This window comes from Mesorhizobium sp. M0437 (genome assembly GCF_040321335.1).
Classification (GTDB): Bacteria; Pseudomonadota; Alphaproteobacteria; order Rhizobiales; family Rhizobiaceae; genus Mesorhizobium.
This window is the reverse complement of sequence record NZ_JAMYRK010000019.1, coordinates 19,913-44,228: the sequence shown is the minus strand read 5'-3', so window position 1 is coordinate 44,228 and position 24,316 is coordinate 19,913. Positions and strand designations below refer to the sequence as shown.

Here is a 24,316-nt window from a genome sequence, read left to right as displayed (position 1 = left end):
TAAATCGCTACTGGCACACATCCACCCACTCGGCGTCGACGAGTTCGGCCAGGCGTTGCGGGCTGAGCCGCACGGCGGCATTCGTCGCGCCTGCCGCCGGGACGACCTCGTCAAAGGCGCGCAGCGAGATGTCGCAGTAGACCGGGAGCGGCGCCGGTAGGCCGAACGGGCACACCCCACCGACGGGATGGTTGGTCGCGGCGAGCACCTGGTCGGCGTCCAGCATTCGCGCCTTGCCACCAAACCGGTCCTTGAATTTGCGATTGTCCAGCCTGGAGATCCCGCTGGCCACGATCAGCATCGTCTGGTCGCCGGCGCGCAAGCAGATCGTCTTGGCAATCTGCGCCGGCGCTACGCCATGCGCTTCGGCGGCCAGAGCCACCGTCGCCGAGCTTGCCTCCGTGACGATGACGTCAATGTCGGGCGCGTGTGCGGCGAAGAAGGCGCGAACGGATTCGAGGCTCATCTCCAGCAATTTCCGTCTGGCGTCGCCGTGGCGGCCGGCAAGTCCACTACGTGGCCGAAAAAACGAAGCCCGCCAGGGCGACCCATGGCGAGCTCGTGGAATAAAAGCATGACACGTCGCTACGACACGGATCGCCTTTTGGCAGGCAACACGGCTTCGTCAAACAGAGCGCTTTCCGGAAGTTGAAGCGCGGAGGCAATACGCCGACGTTTCGAGGGATCGGCATCCTTGCCGCTTTCAACGTCGGCAATCTCATAGGCTGCCAGCCCGCACGCCAGGGACAGCTCTTCGATGCTGTATCCACGGGCTTCCCGGGCGGTTCGGACGGCACTGCGTTCAGGCGTAACCGCGCTCGCCGCCAGTTCGGAATAAGGTTCGCGTTTTGCTATTTGGGGCATTGGCAACTCCGTGGGATGAAAGAGTTAGATCAAATCATGTTGTTGCCTGAGACGATCGGGAGAATGCCCGCTCGCCGGTGATTTGCCAAGCATCAAAGATAGCGTCACGGCATCGTGAACCGACGCCGGAATGGATGGCGGATGCCGGCGAGCTGACATCTGGCCGGATCCTCAGCAGACACAGTTCGGAAACAAAATTCTACAGGCCGGAGAAACTGCCGAAAAACTCCAAGGCGATAGTCCCAACCGCAGCGCTCGAGTCACCGACCTGAATCAGTGACGCTCAAATTCCGCCTGCGCAAAAAGGAAACGATGTCATGAAGAAGCCTCTTCTCTCCGCCCTTGGACTTGCAATCGCACTTGCCCTCTCGATGCCGATCATCGGCGCAAGCAGCGCGAATGCGACGACGATGCACACCACCGTCAAGAAGCATCACCGCCATCACTACCATCACCGCGTCCACCACTACCGCCACCATCACAAGAAGGTTGTCGCGAAGAAGTACTGAAAACACCCTCGGGCGAACAACCCGCAGTCAGGCGTTCTGGTCCTGGATCAAGGGCGGCGCGCTTGCCGGGTTTGCCGTGTCGGCGAAAAATGGCGGCGGTCCGCTGACCACCGCCATTTGCTTTTCTTAACGTGCCGACCTTGAACGCGCTCGCGGCGCGTTTTGCTGCCGGCCGCCGAGGAACAGACTGGCGACAAGCCCGACCAGAACCAGCCCGACAGCGGCCGCCGTCGCCGGGTGATCTCGGGCGGTCTTCTCGATCGCCCGGCCTTGCCTTCTGATTGCCGGCAAGGCGTTGCCGAGCCGCTCAGTGATATCCGAATAGTAATCCGACGCGGTATCGCGCCCGTCTTCGTAAAAGGCGCCGCCCTGCTTCAACACGGCTTTCTTCAAGGTGGCCAGTTCCCTGGCCAAGGCCGCGACCTGCTTGTTGAGATCGGTGTCGGAGATGCTCGAAAGCGATGCCATGACGTGCTTCCTTCATCTGCAGAAGGAAGCCTAACGCGTGACCCTGAAGACCGTTCCGGTCAACCCGGCGGGCTCTAGCGAACCTGATCGAGCAGGCGCTTGCATTCCAGGAGGTCGAACAGCGCCTCCTGCAGCAACGCGCGATTGTCACGGGAAAGTTTTGACGTGTCCGGCGGAACCGGACCTTCCTCGTCGGTCTTGCCTATGCCGAAAAAACGACGGCTGGGTTTCACCCTCGGCTGGCCAACCAGCATTTCGTCGTCCGGGCCGCGCGGCTGCGCCGCTTGCGTCAGCGGTACCGTGTCGGCCTGTCGGCGCTGCGAGATCGCCTCGACCGCCGCCATGTCGCCACTGCCGACGGCGATCAGAAACTGGTTGCCGTTCTCGCGCAACAGCTTCTGCACGCCCTTGATCGTATAGCCCTGGTCGTAGAGCATATGACGAATACCCTTGATCAGTTCGACGTCCTGCGGACGGTAGTAGCGGCGACCGCCGCCGCGCTTCATCGGCTTGATCTGGTTGAAACGCGTCTCCCAGAAACGCAGCACGTGCTGCGGCAAATCCAGATCCTCCGCGACCTCGCTGATGGTGCGGAAAGCATCAGGGCTCTTGTCCATGGACGAATCCTCACGCTAGAGCATGATCGCGAAAGGCGGGAACCGGGTTCGGGCGACATCACGCTTAACAAAGAGAGCAGCTTTCCGTCCCGGCGGAACGGATCACACCCAAATACCGATCCGGCCTACCGAATCGCATCTTATTTCAGCGGTTTATGAAACAATATTCAAGCCCGGCGCAAAAGCAGGGTTCATTTTTCAACCGAAGCCTGGAGCATGATTCTTGGCAAAGGGGGATTGGACGGCTACTTGCTGCCCTTGGCTTTGCTGTTTTGATGGGAGCGCAGGATACGGTTCTTCAGTACGTTCGACGACTTGAAGGTCATCACCCGGCGCGGCAGGATCGGCACTTCCTCACCGGTCTTGGGATTGCGCCCGATGCGCTCGTTCTTGGAGCGGACGTGGAAGGTCGCGAAGGACGACAGCTTCACCGTCTCGCCGCGAACGATCGCCTCGCAGATCTCATTCAGCACCGCCTCGACAAGCTCGGCCGATTCAGTACGTGACAGCCCAACCTTGCGGTAAACGGCTTCGGCGAGGTCGGCGCGCGTAAGTGTCTTTCCCCCCATACGACCCGTCCCATCAGCTCAAAAACATAAATCGATACAAGCAACGGCAGAACCTAAGTAATTGATCCGTCAAGGTCAAGGACCCGAACCCGATAGTTCGGCACTTACCAGCGGAGCAGGACGGCACCCCAGGTGAAGCCGCCGCCCATCGCCTCGAGCAGTACCAGGTCACCCTTTTTGATGCGACCGTCGGCGACGGCTGCGGACAGTGCCAGCGGCACGGAAGCTGCCGAGGTATTACCGTGCAAATCGACGGTCACCACCACCTTCCGCTCCTCTATCCCGAGCTTTTTGGCCGAAGCGTCAATAATTCGTTTATTGGCTTGATGCGGCACGAACCAGTCGAGATCGGCGGCGCCGATGCCGGCCTGTGCGAACGTCGCCTCGATGACGTCGGTGATCATGCCGACCGCATGCTTGAACACTTCGCGGCCTTCCATCCTGAGGTGCCCGACCGTTCCGGTGGTCGACGGCCCACCGTCGACAAAAAGCTTGTCCTTGTGGATGCCGTCGGAGCGCAGGCTGGCCGCCAGAACGCCTCGGTCGGCGATGCCGCCTGCCCCCGTGCCTGCTTCCAGCACCATCGCGCCGGCGCCGTCGCCGAACAAAACGCAGGTCGAGCGGTCGTTCCAGTCGAGAATACGCGAAAATGTTTCCGAGCCGATCACCAGTACCCGTCTGGCCAAGCCGCCGCGGATATAGAGGTCGGCGGTCGTCACTGCATAGACGAAGCCGGAGCAGACCGCCTGCAGGTCGAAGGCAAAACCGTGGTGCATGCCGAGCCGGTTCTGGATCTCGACCGCGGTCGCGGGAAAGGTGTTGTTGGGCGTCGAGGTCGCCAGCACGATCAGGTCGATATCGTCAGCCGTCAGGCCGGCGCTGTCGAGGGCCGCGCGCGCTGCCGCCTCGCCCAGCGAGGCCGTCGTCTCGTCGTCGGCCGCAATGTGGCGCTGGCGAATGCCGGTGCGCTGGACGATCCACTCGTCCGACGTCTCGACCATGCCTTCGAAATCGGCATTCTTCATAATGCGGCGGGGCAGCGCGGCGCCCGTGCCGCGCACGACGGATCTGATCAATGCTCTTTCCTATTCCTTTGCGTCGATGACGACGTCGGATTTCCGGATTGTCTGGGCATTCGGATTGCGGGCATGGAACAGGTCGAGATCGGCTTCGATGCGGTCAAGCAGATTGTTGCGCACCATGTCGTAGCCAAGCTCGATCGCCGCCGCGAAGCCATCCGAATCAGCCCCGCCATGGCTCTTCACCACGATGCCGTTCAATCCGAGGAAGACGCCGCCATTGGAGCGGCCGACATCCATCTTCTCGCGCAGGCGATCGAAGGCGGTCTTGGCGAAGATATAGCCGATCCTGGCCATCAGCGTCCGGTTCATCGCCGCGCGCAGATAGCCGGCGATCTGCCTAACGGTGCCTTCCGCCGTCTTCAGCGCGATGTTGCCGGCAAATCCCTCGGTAACGACGACGTCGACACTGCCCTTGCCGATGTCGTCACCCTCGACAAAGCCATGGTAGTTCATCGAGGCCATGTTGGCCTCGCGCAACATACGACCCGCCTCCTTGACCTCTTCCTGGCCCTTGATCTCCTCGACGCCGACATTGAGCAGGCCGACGCTCGGCCGTTCGATGCCGAAAACAGAGCGCGCCATGCCGGTGCCCAGAATGGCAAAGTCAACCAGTTGATGCGCATCCGCGCCAATGGTGGCGCCGACGTCCAGCACCACGCTCTCGCCGCGCAATGTCGGCCAGAGCGCCGCGATTGCCGGGCGATCGATGGTCGCCATGGTGCGAAGGCAGAATCTGGACATTGCCATCAGCGCGCCGGTATTGCCGGCCGAGATACAGGCGTCGGCAGTGCCTGCCTTGACCGCCTCGACGGCCTTCCACATCGATGACTTCCAGCGGCCATGGCGCAGCGCCTGGCTCGGCTTGTCGTCCATCCGCACTGCGATCTCGCAGTGCACGAACTCACTCACTTCCGCCAGCTTGGGGAATTTGGCGAGTTCGGGCCGTACCACTTCTTCGCGCCCATAAATGACGAAGCGTATATCCGGACGGCGGGTGGCGACAGTCATGAGCGCCGGGATGACCACGCTTGGCCCGTGATCGCCGCCCATGGCATCGATGGAAATCCTGATCACGCGGTGTTCATCTCACGGTTGATTGGCCAGCGGGCTTGCCAAGGTGCGGGCTCGCGAAGGTTCGGCGAAAATAACGGTTTTGGGCTGCCGCACAACCAACTTTTCTCAAATTGGGTCAGCCATCAGGATTTTCCCAACAGTGATCTGAGCTTTTGCTGGAATTCATTCTCCACAGGCTCGGCATCGCCGGCGGCCTCCAGCGATACACCCGGCTTGCGCGGATATGGATCGATCGCCAAGCCAAAGAACTGCTCGGCAAGCGCCCCGACGTCGATCGCATCGCCGGAAAAGGTTTCCGGGCTGTCGGGGCCTTCGGCGTCGAGCAGGATCTCACCGCCGCCGTCGAAACCTTGCCGCCCGAGCTTGGATTGCTCCGGCAGGAACAGCGCTTCGACCGGCTCGTCGATATGCGCCTCGACCGGGTCGAGGGTGACGATGCAGGCCTGCGTTATATCGGCCTCGACATGGCCGCTGACTTTCACCCCGTTGCGTTTCCAGGGCTCGACCAGGAGTTCGGCGCGATAATTCTCGACCGAAAGCAGCTCGTGCTCGACGGCCAGCAGGGCGCGCTGCCCAGCGTCGGCATCGATCACCACCGGCAGCCCCTTTTGCGGCAGCCGGGCGACATTTGCCAGGAATGACACTGGGCTGTGGGTATCAGAGTGTTTCATCTTCGCCTCCACTTCGCCACCTTCATCGGCCTGCCGTCGCTCAAGCGTTGGCCACGGGAAATGACACCGTTCCGGAAACGATCGATTCGGTCGGCTGTTCCGCGAGTTGCCTTGATGCATCGGCGGCATAGAGTGCCAGTTGCGACGCTTGCGGCCAGGCGCCGGCATCCGGCCTGACATTGCGGGCAAGGGCGACGGCGAGTGCATCATGGTCATTTCTTTGCAGCGCATCATCATAGGCGGCGGTACGGCCATAGAACATTTTCGCCAGTTTCCGCATTCGCTTCGGCACGCCGACGTCGCCAATGCCCAATTCACGCAACGAATGTTCGACATCCATGAAGAACTCGTCGATCAGCACCTGCGCAACCTCTGCCGCAGCACCGCCCTCGCCGCGCAACCGGTGCTGAAACAGGAACATGTGCAACGACAGCATCTCGAAGCGGCCGAGCGGCGTGTCCGGTACGTTCCAGGCGGAATAAAACACCGTTTGCCGCGCCGCCGCCACGATTTGTGCGTAAAGCGCCTCGGTGATGGCGCGGTTGGCATGTCGTTCGCGGCCAAAGAGGCGCTGGAACATTTGAGGGTGGTCTCCCGGGACCGTTTGTTGAAGTGGCCTTGTTGCATCGGCAAGCAAGCTGGTTTACCGGTTTTGCGGCCCAGCGCAAGTTGCGGCCAGCTTATGGAGTTGTAGTTGCGCGCGCTGAAATTCAAGTCGACTTTCCTGCCCAGGCCCGGCGGTGCGGTTTCGCTGCTGGTGATCGCTGCGGCGCTTTCCGCCTGCAATTCGTCTAAGATGATCGGCGATCTCAATCCGAGCGAGACGCTGACGCAAGGCTACGTCATCGACCAGCAGGCGATCGACCTGGTGCCGGTCGGCTCAAGCCGCGAACAGGTGCTGCTGGCGCTCGGCACTCCCTCGACGAAGGCGACCTTCGATAACGAGGCCTTTTATTACATTTCTCAGACGCGCAAGCGCTATGTCGCCTTCGACAAGCCGCGGCTGGTCGACCAGCATGTGCTGGCGGTCTATTTTGGCGATGACGGGCGCGTCACCCAGATCGCCAATTACGGCTTGAAGGACGGCAAGGTGTTCGACTTCATCTCGCGCACCACGCCGACCGGCGGCAAGGACCAGAACTTCCTCAGCCAGATCATCAGTGGCGCCAGCAAGCTGGCGCCTGGTGTTCCCGGCGCCAGCGGCGGCAGCACGCTCGGCGGCTCCTGATCCACCCGAGGGTGTCGGCTTCCTTCCGTTCCTTTCGCTTCCCTGTAAGCGGCATATCTCAGGCAATGAAAAACCCGCGGGAGCGATCCCGCGGGTTTTTGTCTTAAGGCCATAGCGACCGAGCTTAGCCGTGCGCGAGAACGGCCAGCAACAGCAGCGCGACGATGTTGGTGATCTTGATCGCCGGGTTGACCGCTGGGCCGGCAGTATCCTTGTAGGGATCGCCGACCGTGTCGCCGGTCACCGAAGCCTTGTGCGCTTCGGAGCCCTTGAGGTGCTTGAGGCCGTCCTTGTCGACGAAACCATCTTCGAACGACTTCTTGGCGTTGTCCCAGGCGCCGCCGCCGGAGGTCATCGAGATGGCGACGAACAGGCCGTTGACGATGACGCCGAGCAGCGAGGCGCCAAGCGCGGCAAAGGCGGATGCCTTCGAACCGGAGATCAGGAGGACGCCGAAATAGACCACCAGCGGCGCCAGCACCGGCAGCAATGACGGAACGATCATCTCCCGGATCGCTGCCTTGGTCAGAAGGTCGACGGCGCGCGCATAGTTCGGCTTCGAGGTGCCGGCCATGATGCCCGGATCCTCCCGGAACTGCTTGCGCACCTCCTGGACGATAGCACCCGCGGCGCGGCCGACGGCGGTCATGGCGATGCCGCCGAACAGATACGGGATCAGGCCACCGAAGATCAGGCCGGCGACGACGTAAGGATTGGAGAGATCGAAGGAGACGTCGCCCATACCCTGGAAGTAGGGGTATTTGTCGCCATTGGCGGCAAAGAACTTCAGGTCGTTAGAGTAGGCCGCGAACAGCACCAGCGCGCCGAGGCCAGCCGAACCGATGGCGTAGCCCTTGGTTACCGCCTTGGTGGTGTTGCCGACAGCGTCGAGCGCGTCGGTTGACTGGCGCACTTCCTTGGGTAGGCCGGCCATTTCGGCAATGCCGCCGGCATTGTCGGTGACCGGGCCGAAGGCATCGAGCGCGACGATCATGCCGGCGAGGCCAAGCATCGTCGTCACCGCGATCGCCGTGCCGTAGAGGCCGGCGAGCTGGTATGTCGAGATGATGCCGCCGACGATGACGATCGCCGGCAACGCCGTCGCTTCCAGCGAGACCGCGAGGCCCTGGATGACATTGGTGCCGTGACCGGTGACCGAGGCCTGGGCGATGGAGTTCACCGGACGCTTGTTGGTGCCGGTATAATATTCGGTGATCACCACGATGAGTCCGGTCACCGCAAGGCCGACAAGGCCGCAGATGAACAGGTTCGTGCCGGTGATGGTCATGCCGGCGACGGTGCCGATCTCACCCCAGCCGATGCATGCCGAGGTGGCCACGGCAAGGCCGACAATTGACAGCAGGCCGGTGACGATCAGGCCCTTATAGAGCGCACCCATGATTGAGCCGCTGGAACCGAGCTTGACGAAGAAAGTGCCGACGATCGAGGTGAGAATGCAGGCGCCGCAGATGGCCAGCGGATAGAGCATGGCCGCGCCGAGAACGTCGGTGCCACCGAAGAAGATGGCGGCGAGGACCATGGTGGCGACCACGGTCACCGCATAGGTCTCGAACAGGTCGGCGGCCATGCCGGCGCAATCGCCGACATTGTCGCCGACGTTGTCGGCAATGGTGGCCGGATTGCGTGGATCGTCCTCGGGAATGCCGGCTTCAACCTTGCCGACAAGATCGCCGCCGACGTCGGCGCCTTTTGTGAAGATGCCGCCGCCGAGACGGGCGAAGATCGAGATCAGCGAGGCGCCGAAGCCGAGCGAAACAAGCGAGTCGATGACGACGCGATCGTTTGGCTGCAGACCCATGAACTGGGTCAGGATCAGGTAGTAGATCGAGACGCCGAGCAGGGCCAGGCCAGCAACCAGCATGCCAGTGATGGCGCCCGACTTGAAGGCGATCTCGAGACCGGCAGCGAGGCTGTTGGAAGCCGCCTGCGCGGTGCGCACATTGGCGCGCACCGAGACGTGCATGCCGATGAAGCCAGCGGCACCCGATAGAACGGCGCCGATCAGGAAGCCGATGGCCGCGGTGATCGAAAGCAGCCACCAGGCAAGCAGCAGGACCACGACGCCGACGATGGCGATGGTGGTGTACTGGCGCGCCAGATAAGCCTGAGCGCCTTCGCGGATGGCCGCGGAAATTTCCTGCATGCGTGCATTGCCCTGATCGGCCGCGAGGACCGAACGTGTCGCCCAGATGGCGTAAAGGACTGAAAGCAGACCGCAGGCGATGACAGCTGAAATTATGGTCATTGCCGAATTTTCCTCGATTGGTGGCCCAAAAGAACCCCTCCCCGGGCCGTTGAGACAGGGGACGAATTTTCCGCAACCGGAATCCGTCCCTTCGCAGCGGCTTATGCGAAACAGGGCTCGGAACGTCAAGATATTGTTCCGTTCCTGTCCGGCTTTCGCCCAAAAGATCCCGGGTTTCGCCCAAAAGGCTGGACGGCAGCGCCTGTCGACACTGCCATCCGGTTAGATCGGTTGAAATCGGCGAACAGTGGTCAGGCTTTACGCGGGTCGCCGTCCGGCTGGACGACGAAGACCAGCACCAGCAGCATGGTGATGTAGAATTTGAACGCCGCCTCCTGACCATTCCAAGTCGAAGACTGCCACATGGCGAACCACTCGCCGCCAACGACCATGAAGCCGAAATACCAAACGAAGAAGCCCATTGTGGCGGCAATGATGGCGAACTTCTTGGCATCGTTGAAAGCCTGTCCGCTGGCGTTGCGCGCCTGCCAGAGTTGCCAGGCGGCGATTAGGTAAAGCAGGCAGGTCAGCGCCTCGCCAATGATGATCAGCCAGTAGCCAGCCGTCCACAGCGACGGGTTGGTGATCGAGCGGTACATCAGTGCATTGCCGGGAAAGGTCGTGTCCATGCTCAGCACATGCTGGACAAAGGCGAAGTTTGAGCCGTAATCGGTGATGTTGCCGAAGGCGACGAGGAAGGCGAAAGCCGCCAGACACAAACACATGACGATCTTGGAGAAACGCGCGGTCATGGCAAGAACTCCTGCTGAAAGATCGGGGCATCGCACTCATCAATCGCCGAGTCCCGAAGATCGCGCAACGGGTGGGCCAGTGATCATCGTGCTCACAGCCGTTGCGAGACATTATGCCGGCAAGCAAGACATTGCCGAGACTGTCGAAGCCCTCGATCTCGACAGTGATTGCGCGGTGGGCGACTTGGTCTCTGTGGTTAGAGCCGACACACAGCACGATTTCGCCATCATCTGCCGCCGCTGGATCACCGGCGAGACGGGCACAACGCTGGAACTGACGCTCGATCATCCGACGCGGTCGACCGGCCACTGAAAAAAGAGCGAACTTCGCCCCGAGACGCTACTCGGGCTCGCGTCCCATGCGCCGGGCGGTATAGCGCTCGACCGCCGACAGCCCGTCATAGATCAGCACGGCAAGGGCGGCGACGATCAGGCCACCCTGCAGGATGAAGGCGAGGTTGTTCGACAGCAGGCCTGCGATGATCACCTCGCCCAGTGTCCTCGCCGCTACCGTCGAGCCGATGGTCGCGGTGGCGAGGCTGATCACCACCGACAGCCGGATACCACCGAGAATGATCGGCGCGCTGAGCGGCAGCTCGACCTTGACCAGTCTTTGCCAGCCGGTCATGCCGGCGCCACGCGCCGCCTCGACTACGTTGGCCGGCAGCGTCGTCAGGCCGGTCAGCGCATTCTCAAAGATCGGCAGCAGTCCGTAGAGAAACAGCGCAATCAGCGTCGGCTTTTCGCCGAAGCCGACGGCCGGCACGGCAAGCGCCAGCACCGCCACCGGCGGAAACGTTTGGCCGATATTGACCAGGCTGCGCGACAGCGGCAGGAATTCGGCGCCGGCTGGCCTGGTGACCAGAATGGCGAGCGCGACCGCAACGATCGTCGCGGCAACCGTCGCGATCAGCACGGTCCGCAGATGCAGCAGCGTCAACGTCAAAAGGCTGCCCTGATTGTAGATTACCGGCGCGTTGTTCTCTGTCAGCGGCTTCAGCAGCGGTTCGAACCAGCCGGGATTGGTGACGAAGGCAATAAGCACTACTACCAAGGCCAGCCTGAGCAGCGACGGAAGCCAGGCTTTCATGCCGGCCTCGCCGCACGCTTAACCAGTCCGTCCACAGTGACGCGGCCAAGCGATTTGCCGTCAGAATCTTTCACCGGAAGTGCCGGGCGGCCCGACCACAGGAGTTCGGCCAACGCGTCGCGTTGGCTGGCGTCACCGGGGATCGCCTCGCCTTCGGCCGTGCCTTTTTCCACCGCGTCGCGCACCCGGCCAAGCGACAACAGCCGGAACGGTCTTTCACTGGCGCCAACCAGGGTCTCGACAAACGCGCTGGCCGGTTTCGCCAGTATCTCGGCCGGCGCGGCATATTGCACTACTTTGCCGCCATCCATCACCGCGATCTTGTCGCCCATGTGAACGGCCTCTTCCATGTCATGGGTGACGAGGATGATGGTGGTGCCGAAGCGTTTCTGGATCGCCAGCAGATCCTCCTGCGCCTTGTTGCGGATGATCGGGTCGAGCGCGCCGAACGGCTCATCCATCAACAGCACGTTGGGTTCCGCGGCAAGCGCCCGGGCGACGCCGACGCGCTGCTGCTGGCCGCCGGAAAGCTCATGCGGATAGCGTGGCCCGTAGGCTTGCGGGTCGAGCTGGTATAGCGTCATCAGCTCGTCGACGCGGGCCTTGATGCGGTTGGCGCCCCAGCCGAGCAATACCGGCACAGTGGCGATGTTCTGCGCCACCGTGCGATGCGGAAACAGGCCGTGGCCCTGGATGGCATAGCCGATGCTGCGACGCAGCTCATAATCCGGGACCGAGCGGTTGTCGACGCCGTCGAGCTTGATCATGCCCGATGTCGGCTCGACCAGCCGGTTTATCATGCGAAGCAGCGTCGTCTTGCCGGAGCCGGAGGTGCCGACGATGACGGCGATGCTGCGCGGCTCGATTACTATCGACACGTCGTCGACGACTGTCGTCTCGCCGTAGCGCTTGGTGATGCCTTCGATCTCGATCATGCCGTTTCAACCCTGCGCTTGCTGGCGCTCATTTCGATCACTGCATCGAGGATGATGGCAGCGGCGAAGGCCAGCACCACCGTCGGAACAGCACCGAGCAGCACCAGGTCCATCGCCGTCTGGCCGACCCCCTGGAATACGAACACGCCAAAGCCGCCGCCGCCGATCAACGCGGCAATTGTGGCGAGGCCGATATTCTGCACCAGCACGATGCGGATGCCGGTGAGGATCACCGGGAAAGCCAGCGGAAACTCGACGCCGAACAGCCGCTGGCGGTCGGTCATGCCCATGCCGCGCGCTGCGTCGTTGGCGGCACGCGTCACACCGGCAAGGCCGACCACGGTGTTGGCCACTACCGGCAGCAGTGAATAGAGGAACAGGGCGACGAAAGCCGGCGCTGTGCCGATGCCGCGGATGCCGAGCGCGGCAGCACCCGGCACATGCGAAGCTACCCAGCCGAGCGGTGCGATTAAGAGGCCGAACAGCGCGATCGAAGGAATGGTCTGGATGATGTTCAGCACGTTGAGCACGCCGGCCCGCAATTTCTCGACGCGATGGCAGAGGATGCCGAGCGGCAGGCCGATAATCACCGCTGCCGCCAGCGAACCCAGCGCCAGCGTCACATGCTTGGAGCCTTCCGCCCAAAAACTATCGGAGCGATTGAAATATTCCTTGAGGATCGACAGGCTGTTCCAGCTTCCCGAGACGAGCAGCAGCCCGATCGCCGCGGCGGCGACAACAAGCACGCCGATCCGTGCCTGCGGCGACAGGTTCAGCCGCGTAAGCACGTCGGCGAGCAGAAGCGTGAAGGCGAAGATAAGCAGCCAAAAGCCCGAAGCCGGCGAGATACGGGCGAAGGTGTTGCCGGCAGGTGTCAGGAAACTGCCGGCGATGCCGATCAGCAGCGCCAGCGCCGCAAGCGCAACCACACTGGCGGCGAGGCGCAGAACAAGCGGCGTTTTCAGCAGCGCAATGAGCGCTGCTGCGACGACAATCGCCATCAACAGCGGACCGACGGTCGCAGGCAAAGATTCGAGGATCGAGCGCGCCTCGCCGGGTACGATGCGATTGGCGCGGAACGTGGCGAATGGTGCCGCAAAAGCCGCATAGGCTGATATCGCCGCGATGACCACGCCGAGCTTGTCGAACCGGATGCGCACGCCCTCCCCCATCGGCCGATCCGGCGCACCTCGAAAGCGGAGCGCCGGAATCGCCTTACTTCAGGAAGCCGTTCTTTTTCAAAAAGTCCTCGGCGACGCCCTTGACCGGCTCGCCGCCGACCTGCACGCGGCCGTTCAACTCCTGCAACGTGACGAGATCGAGCTTGGCGAACACCGGCTTCAGCAGCGTCTCGATTTCGGGATGCTCCTTCAGCACCGCCTCGCGGATGATCGGCGCCGGCTGGTAGACCGGCTGCACACCCTTGTCGTCCCCAAGCACGACGAGGCCGGAGGGCGCGATGCCGCCGTCGGTGCCGTAGACCATGGCGGCGTTGGCGCCGTTGGTCTGGTTGGCCGCAGCGGCAATGGTGGCCGCCGTGTCGCCGCCCGACAGCGTGATCAACTGGTCCGGCTTCAGCGTGAAGCCATAGGTCTTCTGGAAAGCGGGCAGCGCGGCCGCCGAATTGACGAACTCGGCGGAGGCCGCCAGCACCACCTTGCCGCCGCCCGAGACATATTTGCCGAAGTCGGAAAGGGTGACGAGCTTATTGGTGTCGGCGACCTCCTTGCGCAGGGCGATCGCCCAGGTGTTGTTGGCCGGTGACGGTGACAGCCAGACGATCTTGTTGGCGTCGTAGTCGAGCTTCTTGGCAGTCTCGTAGGCCTTGGCGGCGTCTTTCCACACCGGATCGTCGGCCTTCTCGAAGAAGAAGGCGGCGTTGCCGGTGTATTCCGGATAGATGTCTATCTCGCCGGCTGTAATCGCCTTGCGTACCACGGGCGTGCCGCCGAGTTGGATGCGGTCGGTGGTCTGGATATTATTGGCGTTCAGCACCAGCTGGATGATATTGCCGAGCACACCGCCCTCGGTGTCGATCTTCGACGACACCACCACCTGGGCACTCGCCGAGGCCAACGCAATTCCGAGCGCTAGTACAGCGCCGGCCAGAATCTTGATTGAAAACATCTCACAAATCCCTTGCTGTGAACCGGAATACGGCTGCCGCATATGAGCATGGCTTCGATGCCCCGTCGGGGTACACGGTTTCATAAGAGGGGGGATGGGCGCAATAATTTTGTTCGGATGTGAGTGAATCCGCTGCCGCGACGTCCCGACAGGGTGACGTCAGTTGGCCGCGCGCAGGCCCGTCATCTTCAACACGCCCAGTGCCACGAAGCACAGCGCGACGACCGGGAAAATCATCCAGTTCAGCATCTCCCAGCCCCAGGCATTGTAGACCGCCCCCGACATCAGTGAGGCGAAGGCGACGGAGCCGAACAGGACGAAATCGTGGAACCCCTGGACCTTGCCTTTTTCGGATGACTGGTAGCTGTCGGCCACCATGGCGGTGGCACCGATGAAGCTGAAGTTCCAGCCAAGGCCGAGCAGGATCAGCGCCGTCCAGAACTGCCACAGTGCCAACCCTGACAGCGCCACTATGGCGCAGCCAATCAGCAGCACCAGGCCGATGGCCACGATCCGCTCAGCGCCGAAGCGATAGATCAGCGACCCCGTGAAGAAGCTCGGCGCGAACATCGCCATGACGTGCCAGGAAATGCCGAGCGTGGCGTCGTCGGTCGAAAGGCCGCAGCCGACCATGGCCAGCGGCGCGCCGGTCATCACGAAGCTCATCAGTGCGTAGCTGCCGATGGCGCAAAACAACGCCGCGACGAAGCGTGGCCTGGTGACAATTTCCGAGAGCGGCCGGGCGTCGCTGTCGGAAATTTCCACCTTGTCGGTTGCCTTGGCCGGGATGCGCAACAAAGAGAGAATGGCGGCGCCGACCGCCGCCAGCACCAGGATGGACGCAAACGAGCCGGCAAACTTCACCGGCGAGAACAGATCGCCGGTGAAGATGACGATCTGCGGTCCAAGGATGGCGGTGACGATGCCGCCGGCCAGCACGAAGGAGATGGCGCGCGCCTTGAATTCAGGCGGCGCATTGTCGGCGGCGGCAAAGCGGAACTGCTGGACGAAAGCGCCCCCGATGCCGATCACGGCCAAGCCGAAAGCGAATAGCCAGAAGCTGGGATGAAACAGCGCCAGCGTGGCGACCAGCCCGCCAAGCGCCGTGACCGCTGTGCCGGTCATGAAGCCGTCGCGCTGGCCGAGCCGGCGGATGATCGCCGCGGCCGGCAGGGAACCGAGCGCCACGCCGACATTGAAACCGGTGATCGGCGCGGTTGCCAGCGACTTGTCAGCATCGAGCAGGTACTGCCCGGCCAATCCGCCCATGGAAATGGCGATGGGTGCGGCCGAGCCGATGATCGCCTGCGAGGCTGCGAGGATGAAGGCGGTGCGACGCGCTTCCTTGCCCGCCCCAACGGCGACGATAGCAGTCATGAGGCGTCCTTGCCGCGGCCCTCGCCACGCACCCGGCGCGACACGCGATCAAGCACCGCATTGACCAGTTTCGGCTCGTCTTCCTCGTAAAATGCCTTGGCGATGTCGACATATTCGGAGACGATGACCGCCACCGGCACGTCCTCGCGCTGCATCAACTCGTAGACGCCGGCGCGCAATATGGCGCGCAACGTGGAATCGAGCCTCGACAGAGGCCAGTCCTCGGTCAGCGCCTGTCGAATGACTGGATCGATGGTCTTCTGGTGCTCGACAACGCCGGCAAGAATGGCACGAAACCATTGCGCATCGGCTTCGCGATAGAGCGCGCCGTCGACTTCCTTGCCGAGCCTGAACGCCTCGTATTCGGCGGTGATCTCAAACACACCGCTGCCGGCGACGTCCATCTGGTAGAGCGCCTGCACGGCGGCCAGACGGGCAGCACCGCGCTTGTTGGCATGGCGAACCGCAGGCTGGCCGGGCGAAGCGGGTTCGCTCACGTTCGCTCTCCCAACTGTTCCTTTAGAGCGATCATGGTCAGCGCCGCACGCGCCGCAAAGCCGCCCTTGTCGCCTTCCGAACGCCTGGCCCGTGTCCAGGCCTGTTCGTCGTTTTCGGTGGTCAGGATGCCGTTGCCGATGCAGACCGCATCCTGCACGGACAGGTCCATCAGGGCACGGCTGGATTCATTGGCGACGATATCGAAATGATAGGTGTCGCCGCGGACCACCGTGCCGAGGGCGACGAAGCCGTCATAGTTCGTCCCGCCTTCGGAGGCACCGTCGAGCGCGAAGGAAATCACCGCCGGGATTTCGAGCGAGCCCGGAACAGTGACGACGTCGTATGTCGCGCCCGCTTCCTCGAGGGCCTTTGTCGCGCCTTCGAGCAACGCGTCGGCAAGGTCGTCGTGAAAGCGCGCCTCGATGACAAGAAGGTGGGCCTTCTTCTTCGGACGGATGAACGCTTTGCCGTGTTGGGATGTGCCTGCCATAGATGTCTCCGGGGATCGCCGGTGACTTAGGCCGAAGCCGGTTTGATCGCAAGCGGAAGATTGCCGAAGGAACTTTCAAGGCCAACTCGGCGGCGGTCGCATCAGGGAATGGGCTTTATGGACGAGCGCCTCAAAGCCCCTCCTTCGCCGCCTCCACCAGTCGCGCCGCGTAGCGGGCCATGGTGTCGATCTCAAGGTTGACGCGATCGCCGACCTGGCGTTCGCCCCAGGTGGTGACGGTCAGCGAATGGTGGATCAACAGCACGTCGAATCGGGTGCCCTCGACCTTGTTGACGGTGAGCGAAGTGCCGTCGAGCGCGACGGAACCCTTGGGGGCGATGAATTTGGCAAGCTCGCGCGATGCTTCCAGGGTGAAGCGAACGGCGTCGCCCTCTTCCTTACGCGCCACGATCTCGGCCATGCCGTCGACGTGGCCGGACACTATATGGCCGCCAAGCTCGTCGCCGATCTTCAGAGCCCGCTCCAGGTTGATGCGCGTGCCTGATTTCCAGCCCATCGCGGTCGTCAGCCTGAGGGCCTCTTCCCAGGCCTCGACCTCGAACCAACGTGCGTTGGCGCCATCTTCCGGCAATCCCGTTACCGTCAGGCAGACGCCGCCGCAGGAAATCGAGGCGCCGATGGCAATGGTCTGCGGATCGTAAGCGGTGTCGATACGCAAACCGACGCCTTCCCTGAGCGGCTTCACGGCAGCGACAGTGCCGACATCGGTGACGATTCCAGTGAACATTAGTTTGGCCCCGTGAACATCAGTTCGGTCCTAGATGTCTCTTATCCATTCCGCATATGTATCTTCGCCGAAACGCATGTTGCGCAATTTGCGAAATCCCGGCGGGATATTGTTGGCATCGATCGGCGATACAATGCCGCCCTCGCCGATCGCGCCCGGCCCCTGAAACAGCACGATACGATCGACCAGTTGTTCGTCGAGGAACGCCTTGGCCACCCTCGCGCCGCCCTCGACCAGGACGCTTGCCATGCCGAGCGCCGCCAGGTCCTCGAGCAGTTCCGGCAGCGCAATATCGCCTTCATAGGTCTCAGTACCGATGAAGCGAACGCCGGCGCGTTCGAGCGCGGCGCGCCGGTGCGGATCGGCCTCGGCGCAGGCAGCGACATAGAGCGGCACACGGTCGACGCCGGCGACCAGTTTCGAAGTCTCGGGTAGCCTGATCTGACGGTCGAGTACGATGCGCGCCGGCGAACGGCTCTCCAGTCCCGGAAGCCGAACCGTCAGCGCCGGATCGTCCTCCAATGCGGTGCCGATGCCGATCAATATGCCATCGGCTTCGGCGCGCATCAGATAGACTTCGCGCCGCGCAATATCGCCGGTGATGGAGACCTGTCCCTCGCCTTTCACGCCGATCTTGTTGTCGCTCGAAAGCGCAAGTTTCAGGATCACTTCCGGGCGTTTTTTCAGAGATCGAATTAAATAGCCGGCCATCTGCTCCGCGGCCTCGGCCGCCAACACTTTTTCCACCACTTCGACGCCGGCGGCACGCAAGATTGCATAGCCCTTGCCGGAAACACGCGGGTCCGGATCGCTGGCAGCGCCGACCACACGCGCCACGCCGGCACTGACCAGCGCATTGGCGCAAGGCGGCGTGCGGCCGTGATGGGCGCAGGGCTCCAGCGTTACATAGGCGGTGGCGCCGCGCGCCAGTTCGCCGGCCTCTGCCAAAGCCTCGGTCTCGGCATGCGGCCGGCCGCCGACGGCGGTGACGCCGCTGCCGACGATCCTCGGCCCGTCGCCGTCATCGCGCACGATCAGCGTGCCGACGGAAGGGTTGGTCGAGGTCCGCCCGGCATTCTTGCGCGACAGCCTGAGGGCTGCCGCCATATAGCGGCGATCGACGACCTCTTGCTCAGCCGTGCTGCGTTCGGACCCTGCCATGCTCAGCTGGCGTCCTCTTCGCTCTTCAGCTCTTCGCCCCTGGGCTCGTCGGTTTTGAGCTCGTCGCCTTTGAGTTCGCCCAACACGTCGTGGAAATCCTTGGCCTCGCGGAAATTGCGGTAGACGGAGGCAAAGCGCACATAGGCGACATCATCGAGCGACTTAAGCGCCTCCATGACCAGCCGGCCGACTTCCCCCGAGGCCACCTCGGTCTCGCCCGAGCTTTCGAGCTGGCGCACGATGCCGGTCACCGCGCGGTCGATGCGCTCCGGGTCGACGTTGCGCTTGCGTACCGCAATCTCGACCGAGCGCAGCAGCTTGTCGCGGTCGAACGGCACCTTGCGTCCCGACTTCTTCACCACGACGAGGTCGCGCAGTTGTACCCGCTCGAAAGTGGTGAAGCGGCCGCCGCAATCCGGGCAGACGCGCCGCCTGCGGATCGCTGCACCGTCTTCGGCAGGGCGCGAATCCTTCACCTGCGTATCTTCGGACTGGCAATAAGGGCAGCGCATGGAGAGCCTTCGGTTCGCGATTCTCGTGGAGCGAAAGGCTTAGAGGTTTTTGCCGCCGTGGCAAAGTATGGCCGATGACCGATCGCGCTTCAGAGATAGCGAGGCGCGAGGAAAATTGCGAGAGCGGCAATCAGTTGACAGCGGTCCGCCAATCAGGGCGCGACGTCGCCGGTCGGGAAGCCGCAAGACGTGCCGAGATAGCGATAGGCCTTGGTGAAGCCGTCCATCGATATGGTCGCGACCGGCTTGTCGGCGAAGCTGACATCGAGGGCGCTGGTGCGGCGCATGGCGCGCAGTACCGCGAGCGTGGTCTCGGACTTGTTGTCTATCATCCACTGTCCGTCGGCGATAAGACGAAAACCGGCCTTGATCTTGTCGTTGACGTCCCGGAACACCACCGGGATGTTATCGCCCTTGGGCAAGTCACTGTTTCTCACGGCGATGATGAGGCTCGGATAACCATCGGGTGGCAATACGTCGCCATTCGAGATGGCCAGCGTGAGGGTGCCACTGGTGCCGTTAGCGTCGAAAAAGACCGTCGAGGCGGCGCAGGTCTTGCGCACATCCTCGCCGGTGTTGACCTCGTCCACCGTGGTGGACCAACTGCCGAAGGTCTCTGTCTTGGGTGCTGCCGGGGTCGGCTCGGTCTGCGCAAAGGCCGCGCCGAGTAGCGGCGAGGTGGCTAAGGTGAGCAAGGCAGCGCCAACACTGGCGAAACGGAAAATTCGCATCATCATCAAGCGTCTCCGAGATGCAGCCGTGCCCAGTTGATCGGCGCCGTCACAGTTGGGGGAACGACGCCCTGCGTCAACCAAGATACGGGTAAAGCGGAAAACGATCCGTCAATGTCGCCACCTTGGCCTTCACGGTTGCCTCGACGGCCGCATTGCCTTCGTCGGAATTGGCGACCTTCAGTCCATCCAGCACTTCGGCGATCAGCTTGCCGATCTCGCGGAACTCGGCCTGACCGAAGCCGCGCGTGGTGCCGGCCGGCGTGCCGAGCCGAACGCCCGATGTCACGAAAGGCTTTTCCGGATCGAAGGGGATGCCGTTCTTGTTGCAGGTGATGTTGGCGCGGCCAAGGGCAGCCTCGGCGCGCTTGCCGGTGGCGTTCTTGGGACGCAGGTCGACCAACATCAGATGGTTGTCGGTGCCGCCGGAGACGATGTCGAGACCGGTTTCCTGCAGACTGGAGGCCAGCGCCTTGGCATTGGCGACGACGCTCTCCGCATAGATCTTGAAGCTCGGCTTCAGCGCCTCGCCCAGAGCCACCGCCTTGGCGGCGATGACATGCATCAGCGGTCCGCCCTGCAGGCCGGGGAAGACGGCCGAATTCATCTTCTTGGCAATATCCTCATCATTGCAAAGGATCATGCCGCCGCGCGGCCCGCGCAGCGATTTGTGCGTCGTGGTGGTGACCACATGGGCATGCGGCAGCGGCGACGGATGCATGCCGCCGGCGACCAGGCCGGCGATGTGGGCCATGTCGACCATCAGATAGGCACCGATCGAATCGGCGATCTCGCGAAAACGCTTCCAGTCCCAGACACGTGAATAGGCTGTGCCGCCGGCCAGGATCAATTTCGGCCTGGTCTCATGGGCGGTCTTCTCGATCGCATCCATGTCGAGCAGATGATCGTCCCGGCGCACGCCATAGGAGACGACCTTGAACCATTTGCCGCTCATATTGACCGGCGAGCCATGTGTCAGGTGTCCGCCGGAATTGAGGTCGAGGCCCATGAAGGTGTCGCCGGGCTGCAGCAACGCTAGGAACACCGCCTGGTTCATCTGGCTGCCGGAATTCGGCTGGACGTTGGCGAAGTTGCAGCCGAACAGCTTTTTCGCGCGTTCGATGGCCAGTTCCTCGGCGACATCGACGAATTGGCAGCCGCCGTAGTAGCGCTTGCCCGGATAGCCCTCGGCATATTTGTTGGTCATGATCGACCCCTGTGCCTCGAGCACGGCACGCGAGACGATATTTTCCGAGGCAATCAGCTCGATCTCGTGGCGCTGGCGGCCGAGTTCGTTGCGGATTGCGCCGAAAATCTCGGGGTCGGCATCGGCAAGCGTGGTTTCGAAAAAGGATTCGAATTTGTTCGACACTGCCGCTGCTGTTGCCATGGGCTGAAATCCTCAAGGTTCGGGGTCTGTCGCGCCATTAACACAGTTGCTTTCGGCCCGCCACGTTTGCAGCGCGAAATTTGCTAGCCGGATTGCGCCAGAGAGACTGGCAGCCTCTATTTCCTTGCCTGCCGGCCCTTCAGCAGGGCCTCGGTGAGCGTGATCTCGGTGAACAGCGCCTGCATCGTATGGTCGTTAATCTGGCCGCTGCGAAACATTGCGCGAACCGCTGCGCGTTCGGCCTCAATGCCCGCCAGCCTCAATTCGAGCTCCAGCCGTCCGGCCTCGCGGGCCTCGGCGCGCGCCTCGTCGGCCTCGTCGGAGGCAGCGATGCGGCGACGGTAGCCGGCGACGATGCTGTCGGCGGCGGCAAGCCGGGCGCCGGGTGTTTCCCCTTCATCGCTGTCGGTCGCGCCGGCCATGCTCTCGATGCGGGCGATGGCGGCCTTGGCCGCGCCCACGCGCGCAAAACGCTCCTCGGCAGCGCCAGGATCCTCGCCCGGCTCGACCAGCCCGCGTGCCACCTTGGGCAAGGCAAGGCTGGCAATGAGCAATGAGCAGATGATGACGCCTGCGGCGAGGAAGATCACCACGTCGCGCGCCGGAAAGGGCGAACCATTCGGCGTGGTGAGCGGCAGCGACAGGATGCCGGCCAGCGTGATGGCGCCGCGCACGCCGGCAACAGAGCCGGCGATCCGGACCCGCAGCCCGAACGGCTCGGCCTTCTGCTCGCGTAATCGCGCCGAGACGCGCGTCGCGATGTCGCCGACCCAGATCCACAGGAAGCGCAGCCCGATCAGGCATAGTGTCAGCGCGACCACCGTGGCGATTGGCTGGATGACCGGATAGCGGCTGCCGAGCTCAGGCGGCACGTTGCCGATGATTTCGGGAAGCTGCAACCCGAGCAGGATGAACAGCGCGCCGTTGAAGACGAAGGATAGCGTCGTCCACAGCGATACGGTCTGTATGCGCGCCGAGACGCCGAGAAAGCGGAAAATCCCGGAGCCGCCGGTGAGCACTCCGGCCGTGACCGCCGCCAGAATGCCCGAGGCGCCGACATTCTCGGCGCCGAGATAGGCGATGAACGGCAGCAGGACCATGACCAGCACCTGCGCCTCGGCCGGCACGCCGCCGATACGGTTCAGCAATTGCAGCACCTTGGCGGCGACGAACAAGGCAGCCACGCCGGCCAGGATGCCGGCAGCGACGGCATAGAGGAAAGTCACGGACGCCGCGACGAAGGAGAAGCTGCCGGTCAAGGCAGCTGCCACCGCAAAGCGGAACATCGCGAGGCCCGACGCATCGTTGAGCAGCGCCTCGCCCTCCAGGATGTGCATCAGCCGGGCCGGGACCAGGCTCTTGTCGACGATCGAGGAGACGGCCACCGCATCCGTTGGGGACAGCACCGCAGCAAGTGCGAAAGCGACGACGAGCGGGATGCTCGGGACAAGCCAGTGCAAAGCGTAGCCGAAGCCGACAATGGTGAAGAAGACCAGCCCGATGGCGAGGTCGAGGATCGGCCCGCGCAGCGCGATCAGTTCGCGCTTGGGCGCACCATAGGCGTCGCTGAACAACAGCGGTGGGATGAACACCAGCAGAAACAGCTCGGGATCGATCTCGACATGCATTCCGCGCACCGGCCAAGCCAGTGCCGCGCCGATGGCGATCTGCAGCACAGGTAGCGGAACCCGCACCGGCCGGACCAGCGCGCCCGAAACGGCGACGAAGATGAGCACGACCAGAATGAACATTGCGACATGCATGATGCGATTTCCGAATACGGCACCGCGCGTTCTTTTGCCGGCGATCAGTCCAGCAAAGCTTGCCGCGAAAGACTCGGCAACGAAAAAGGCCGCCCTTCCGGCGGCCTTTTGCAAATGAGCTCAACTGCTTAGAGCGCGGATGTGATCTGCAGCTCGTTGGCTCCGTCGAGGCCGTAAATGTCGTCACGGAACTGGACCACGCCCGGCCCTGTCGACCAGGCCGAGACGTAGAGAAAATAAACCGGCACCGGATTGGTGACCTGCACCGGCGTGTTCTCCCCGGTCTTGATCGCCGCCTCGAAATGCTGGCGATCCCAGCCCGGCGTGTCGCGCAGAATCCAGGTGACGAGGTCGCGCACGTTCTGAACCCGCACGCAGCCAGAGGAATCGAAGCGCATCAGCTTGCCGAACAGGCTCTGCTGCGGCGTGTCGTGCATGTAGACGCCGTCCGGGCTGGGGAAATTGATCTTGACCGAGGCCATCGCGTTGCCGGAACCGGGATCCTGGCGGAAGCGGTATTTGGCGGCATCGTCGGTCGACCAGTCGACCGTCATTGGGTCGACCTCGCTGCCGTCCGGCGCAAACAGGCGGATATGGCTGTCCTTGAGATAGTTGGGGTCCTTCCGCATCAGCGGAATGATATCCTTGCGCACGATCGAGACCGGCGCGTTCCAGTACGGATTGACGATGATTTCGTTGATCTTGGAATTGACGATCGGCGTCTGGCGATCGATCTTGCCGACGATTGCGGTGTGGCGCAGCACAACGCGGTCGTTCTCGACAGCCTCGATCTGCGCCGCCGGGATGTCGACCAGAACATAGCGGTTGCCAAGCGTGCCGGCCCGCTCACGCAGCCGTTGCAGATTGGTCTGGAGCTGACCAAGCCGAACCGGCGCCGACACGTTCATTGCCGCGAAAGTATATTTGCCCGTGGTTCCGTCGGCCGGCAAGCCGTGCCGCAACTGGAAGCGCTTAAGCGCCGAGTCGACGTAAGAATCGAACGCTTCCGAGAGCCCGGCGCTCTGCGCCAGATCGCCCGATATCATCAAGCGCCTGCGCAGCGGCACCACATCGGGATCCTCGACGCCAAGCTGCAGCTTCTTGGTGTCTGGAACCTGTTCCCAGCCGCCTTGCGCGACGATATTCTGATACTGCATGATCGCCTGCTCGGTGAAGGACACCGTCTGCAGGCTGAAGATCGGCAGCGTCGAGGCAACCTTGCCGCCTTCGCTGGCACGCGCATCGAATTGGTCGTCCCAATTGCCGCGCGCCGAGGATTTCAGGATATCCCCGATCACATCCTGTGCACTGGCGCGGCCGGCGACCATTGCGGCTGCGAGCGCGGAGGCTCCTGAAAGGAAGAAACGGCGGCTGGTTCTCATGGACGTTCCAGA

29 protein-coding genes are annotated in these 24,316 nt (G+C 62.8%); 4 read left to right on the top strand and 25 right to left on the bottom strand.

Annotation, left to right across the window (positions count from 1 at the left end):
* Positions 1-7 precede the first annotated feature (7 nt).
* Both NKI72_RS14585 and NKI72_RS14580 read right to left on the bottom strand, forming a co-directional pair.
* Entirely contained in the window at positions 8-466 is a 459-nt protein-coding gene (locus NKI72_RS14585; RefSeq protein ID WP_352770045.1) for a YbaK/EbsC family protein, read from the bottom strand.
* Positions 467-585: 119 nt separating this feature from the next.
* A complete protein-coding gene (locus NKI72_RS14580) occupies positions 586-864 on the bottom strand; it encodes a helix-turn-helix domain-containing protein (RefSeq protein ID WP_352471998.1) in 279 nt (92 codons plus the stop codon).
* A gap of 317 nt (positions 865-1,181) precedes the next feature.
* Between NKI72_RS14580 and NKI72_RS14575 the strand changes: the two genes are divergently transcribed.
* On the top strand, positions 1,182-1,373 hold the full coding sequence (locus tag NKI72_RS14575) for a hypothetical protein (RefSeq protein WP_023674514.1): 192 nt from the start codon (positions 1,182-1,184) through the stop codon (positions 1,371-1,373).
* A 126-nt stretch (positions 1,374-1,499) separates the two neighbouring features.
* Here the strand turns inward: NKI72_RS14575 and NKI72_RS14570 are convergent, their stop codons facing one another.
* From NKI72_RS14570 to NKI72_RS14540, 7 genes are all read right to left on the bottom strand, one after another.
* Positions 1,500-1,841: a hypothetical protein gene (locus tag NKI72_RS14570; protein WP_352501526.1), complete on the bottom strand. Its 342-nt coding sequence runs from the start codon at positions 1,839-1,841 to the stop codon at positions 1,500-1,502.
* Between the two features lie 74 nt (positions 1,842-1,915).
* Positions 1,916-2,458 carry a MerR family transcriptional regulator gene (locus NKI72_RS14565; protein WP_023674511.1) on the bottom strand — a complete coding sequence of 181 codons (543 nt, stop codon included), beginning with the start codon at positions 2,456-2,458 and terminating at the stop codon, positions 1,916-1,918.
* Positions 2,459-2,703: 245 nt separating this feature from the next.
* Positions 2,704-3,027 carry an integration host factor subunit alpha gene (locus tag NKI72_RS14560; RefSeq protein ID WP_023717292.1) on the bottom strand — a complete coding sequence of 108 codons (324 nt, stop codon included), beginning with the start codon at positions 3,025-3,027 and terminating at the stop codon, positions 2,704-2,706.
* A 104-nt stretch (positions 3,028-3,131) separates the two neighbouring features.
* Entirely contained in the window at positions 3,132-4,103 is a 972-nt protein-coding gene (locus tag NKI72_RS14555; RefSeq protein ID WP_023674509.1) for a beta-ketoacyl-ACP synthase III, read from the bottom strand.
* Between the two features lie 9 nt (positions 4,104-4,112).
* Positions 4,113-5,183 carry a phosphate acyltransferase PlsX gene (gene plsX, locus NKI72_RS14550; protein WP_352472001.1) on the bottom strand — a complete coding sequence of 357 codons (1,071 nt, stop codon included), beginning with the start codon at positions 5,181-5,183 and terminating at the stop codon, positions 4,113-4,115.
* A 122-nt stretch (positions 5,184-5,305) separates the two neighbouring features.
* Complete coding sequence (locus NKI72_RS14545; RefSeq protein ID WP_352833331.1) at positions 5,306-5,854, bottom strand: YceD family protein; 549 nt, start codon at positions 5,852-5,854, stop codon at positions 5,306-5,308.
* 40 nt (positions 5,855-5,894) lie between these two features.
* Positions 5,895-6,434, bottom strand: a complete 540-nt coding sequence (locus NKI72_RS14540; RefSeq protein ID WP_352501523.1) for a ubiquinol-cytochrome C chaperone family protein — start codon at positions 6,432-6,434, stop codon at positions 5,895-5,897.
* A gap of 114 nt (positions 6,435-6,548) precedes the next feature.
* Between NKI72_RS14540 and NKI72_RS14535 the strand changes: the two genes are divergently transcribed.
* Positions 6,549-7,082: an outer membrane protein assembly factor BamE gene (locus NKI72_RS14535; RefSeq protein WP_352449315.1), complete on the top strand. Its 534-nt coding sequence runs from the start codon at positions 6,549-6,551 to the stop codon at positions 7,080-7,082.
* A 124-nt stretch (positions 7,083-7,206) separates the two neighbouring features.
* Here NKI72_RS14535 and NKI72_RS14530 read toward each other — a convergent pair whose 3' ends face one another.
* Together NKI72_RS14530 and NKI72_RS14525 are read right to left on the bottom strand one after the other, a co-directional pair.
* Positions 7,207-9,348, bottom strand: coding sequence for a sodium-translocating pyrophosphatase (locus NKI72_RS14530; protein WP_352449314.1), 2,142 nt, complete (start codon positions 9,346-9,348; stop codon positions 7,207-7,209).
* A gap of 251 nt (positions 9,349-9,599) precedes the next feature.
* Positions 9,600-10,100 (bottom strand): DUF2165 family protein, encoded by a 501-nt coding sequence (locus tag NKI72_RS14525; RefSeq protein WP_352449313.1) that lies wholly within the window; start codon positions 10,098-10,100, stop codon positions 9,600-9,602.
* 79 nt (positions 10,101-10,179) lie between these two features.
* Here NKI72_RS14525 and NKI72_RS14520 point away from each other — a divergent pair, with 79 nt between their 5' ends.
* A complete protein-coding gene (locus tag NKI72_RS14520) occupies positions 10,180-10,413 on the top strand; it encodes a hypothetical protein (protein WP_352746349.1) in 234 nt (77 codons plus the stop codon).
* 27 nt (positions 10,414-10,440) lie between these two features.
* Here the strand turns inward: NKI72_RS14520 and NKI72_RS14515 are convergent, their stop codons facing one another.
* The 13 genes from NKI72_RS14515 to NKI72_RS14455 all read right to left on the bottom strand — a co-directional run bounded on the left by NKI72_RS14515 (position 10,441) and on the right by NKI72_RS14455 (position 22,922).
* Positions 10,441-11,190 carry an ABC transporter permease gene (locus tag NKI72_RS14515; RefSeq protein WP_352746346.1) on the bottom strand — a complete coding sequence of 250 codons (750 nt, stop codon included), beginning with the start codon at positions 11,188-11,190 and terminating at the stop codon, positions 10,441-10,443.
* Positions 11,187-12,125 carry an ABC transporter ATP-binding protein gene (locus tag NKI72_RS14510; protein ID WP_352833336.1) on the bottom strand — a complete coding sequence of 313 codons (939 nt, stop codon included), beginning with the start codon at positions 12,123-12,125 and terminating at the stop codon, positions 11,187-11,189. The genes NKI72_RS14515 and NKI72_RS14510 overlap by 4 nt, the downstream gene beginning before the upstream one ends.
* Complete coding sequence (locus tag NKI72_RS14505) at positions 12,122-13,297, bottom strand: ABC transporter permease (protein WP_352833339.1); 1,176 nt, start codon at positions 13,295-13,297, stop codon at positions 12,122-12,124. The genes NKI72_RS14510 and NKI72_RS14505 overlap by 4 nt, the downstream gene beginning before the upstream one ends.
* Positions 13,298-13,340: 43 nt before the next feature.
* Complete coding sequence (osmF, locus tag NKI72_RS14500) at positions 13,341-14,252, bottom strand: glycine betaine ABC transporter substrate-binding protein OsmF (RefSeq protein WP_352449308.1); 912 nt, start codon at positions 14,250-14,252, stop codon at positions 13,341-13,343.
* Between the two features lie 159 nt (positions 14,253-14,411).
* Positions 14,412-15,629 (bottom strand): MFS transporter, encoded by a 1,218-nt coding sequence (locus NKI72_RS14495; protein ID WP_352449307.1) that lies wholly within the window; start codon positions 15,627-15,629, stop codon positions 14,412-14,414.
* A complete protein-coding gene (nusB, locus tag NKI72_RS14490; protein ID WP_352449306.1) occupies positions 15,626-16,126 on the bottom strand; it encodes a transcription antitermination factor NusB in 501 nt (166 codons plus the stop codon). Before nusB ends, NKI72_RS14495 begins: the two co-directional genes overlap by 4 nt.
* Entirely contained in the window at positions 16,123-16,617 is a 495-nt protein-coding gene (gene ribH / locus NKI72_RS14485) for a 6,7-dimethyl-8-ribityllumazine synthase (RefSeq protein ID WP_352449305.1), read from the bottom strand. The genes nusB and ribH overlap by 4 nt, the downstream gene beginning before the upstream one ends.
* Before the next feature lie 130 nt (positions 16,618-16,747).
* A complete protein-coding gene (locus NKI72_RS14480; RefSeq protein WP_352746335.1) occupies positions 16,748-17,365 on the bottom strand; it encodes a riboflavin synthase in 618 nt (205 codons plus the stop codon).
* Positions 17,366-17,395: 30 nt separating this feature from the next.
* Positions 17,396-18,526, bottom strand: a complete 1,131-nt coding sequence (ribD, locus tag NKI72_RS14475; protein ID WP_352449303.1) for a bifunctional diaminohydroxyphosphoribosylaminopyrimidine deaminase/5-amino-6-(5-phosphoribosylamino)uracil reductase RibD — start codon at positions 18,524-18,526, stop codon at positions 17,396-17,398.
* A 2-nt stretch (positions 18,527-18,528) separates the two neighbouring features.
* Positions 18,529-19,038, bottom strand: coding sequence for a transcriptional regulator NrdR (gene nrdR, locus NKI72_RS14470; RefSeq protein WP_023674492.1), 510 nt, complete (start codon positions 19,036-19,038; stop codon positions 18,529-18,531).
* Positions 19,039-19,190: 152 nt separating this feature from the next.
* Positions 19,191-19,769, bottom strand: a complete 579-nt coding sequence (locus NKI72_RS14465) for an invasion associated locus B family protein (protein WP_502898579.1) — start codon at positions 19,767-19,769, stop codon at positions 19,191-19,193.
* A gap of 76 nt (positions 19,770-19,845) precedes the next feature.
* The gene (glyA, locus tag NKI72_RS14460; protein ID WP_352681642.1) at positions 19,846-21,159 is read right to left on the bottom strand and encodes a serine hydroxymethyltransferase; all 1,314 of its coding nucleotides are present in this window, start codon (positions 21,157-21,159) and stop codon (positions 19,846-19,848) included.
* A gap of 116 nt (positions 21,160-21,275) precedes the next feature.
* A complete protein-coding gene (locus NKI72_RS14455; RefSeq protein WP_352449300.1) occupies positions 21,276-22,922 on the bottom strand; it encodes a Na+/H+ antiporter in 1,647 nt (548 codons plus the stop codon).
* On the opposite strand from NKI72_RS14455, the gene NKI72_RS14450 reads away from it, so the two are divergent.
* The gene (locus tag NKI72_RS14450; RefSeq protein WP_352449299.1) at positions 22,917-23,054 is read left to right on the top strand and encodes a hypothetical protein; all 138 of its coding nucleotides are present in this window, start codon (positions 22,917-22,919) and stop codon (positions 23,052-23,054) included. The genes NKI72_RS14455 and NKI72_RS14450 overlap by 6 nt on opposite strands.
* Here NKI72_RS14450 and NKI72_RS14445 read toward each other — a convergent pair.
* Positions 23,051-24,304, bottom strand: coding sequence for a L,D-transpeptidase family protein (locus NKI72_RS14445; protein ID WP_023674488.1), 1,254 nt, complete (start codon positions 24,302-24,304; stop codon positions 23,051-23,053). The genes NKI72_RS14450 and NKI72_RS14445 overlap by 4 nt on opposite strands.
* Between the last annotated feature and the right edge of the window lie 12 nt (positions 24,305-24,316).